This is a genomic window from Rhizobium sp. 18055, from assembly GCF_902706285.1.
Classification (GTDB): domain Bacteria; phylum Pseudomonadota; class Alphaproteobacteria; order Rhizobiales; family Rhizobiaceae; genus Rhizobium.
In genome coordinates this window covers 1-883 of record NZ_CACSKD010000062.1, presented here as the reverse complement: position 1 = coordinate 883, position 883 = coordinate 1, and the positions used below count along the sequence as shown (strand labels likewise).

Annotated in this window: 1 protein-coding gene; it reads right to left on the bottom strand. The window is 73.4% G+C overall.

Annotated features, from left to right (window positions below):
- Positions 1-125: 125 nt before the first annotated feature.
- Positions 126-883: EamA family transporter (locus tag GVL52_RS31425; protein ID WP_160012650.1), on the bottom strand; the 758-nt coding region annotated here is incomplete at its 5' end.

The window sequence follows — 883 nt, the reverse complement described above, 5'->3', positions numbered from 1 at the left end:
GCACGGGCCGGGTGAAGCCTTCGGCGGCTTTGAGGAACGATGTGGCGAGGACTTCGGCGCCGATCGCGACCGCGAGGTAGAGGTGGTGGATGCCCATGGCCCGATTGGACCACCGGGCGCACCGTTCAGCGCCGGTGCGCCGCGGCCCAGCGCGGCCCCAGCACCACGCAGGCCAGCGCCGCCACCACCGCGGCGATGCCTGCCCACTGCCAGGCCGATACGCGCTCGCCGAGCACCAGCATGCCGGCCGACAGGCCCACCACCGGCACGGCCAGGCTGAAGGGCGCCACGCGGTTGGCCGGATAGCGCGTGAGCAGCCCCGTCCAGAGCCCGTAGCCGAGGATGGTGGCCGCCCAGCCGAGGTACGCCACCGATCCCCAGGCCAGCCCGGGCAATGCCGTCCACGCGTCGGCCCGCAGCCAGCGCGCGGCATCGTCGTCGAAGGCCATGGAGAGCGCGACGAAGGGCAGCACCGGCACCAGGCTGCTCCAGGCCACGAAGGACAGCGGCCGGTAGCCGGGCGACTCCTGCTGGGCCATGCGCGCGACGATGTTGGACGCGGCCCAGGACGCCGCGCCGCAGAGCGCGAGCCCCACGCCGGCGAGCGTCACCTCATCCGATGCGCTGCCGGGCGCGACGAAATGCAGGCCGAAGCAGACCAGGCCCAGGGCCGCCAGCCCCAGGCCGACCACCAGCGGTCGGCCCGGACGCTCGTGCAGCAGCAGATAGGCCCAGAACGCGGTGAAGAACACCTGCGTCTGCAGCAGCACGCTCGCCAGGGCCGCGGTGAGCCCCACGCGCAGCGCGAGGAACACCATGCCGAACTGCCCTACGCCCTGGAAGAGCCCGTAGAGCACCACCCAGCGCCAGCGCACGGCAGGCG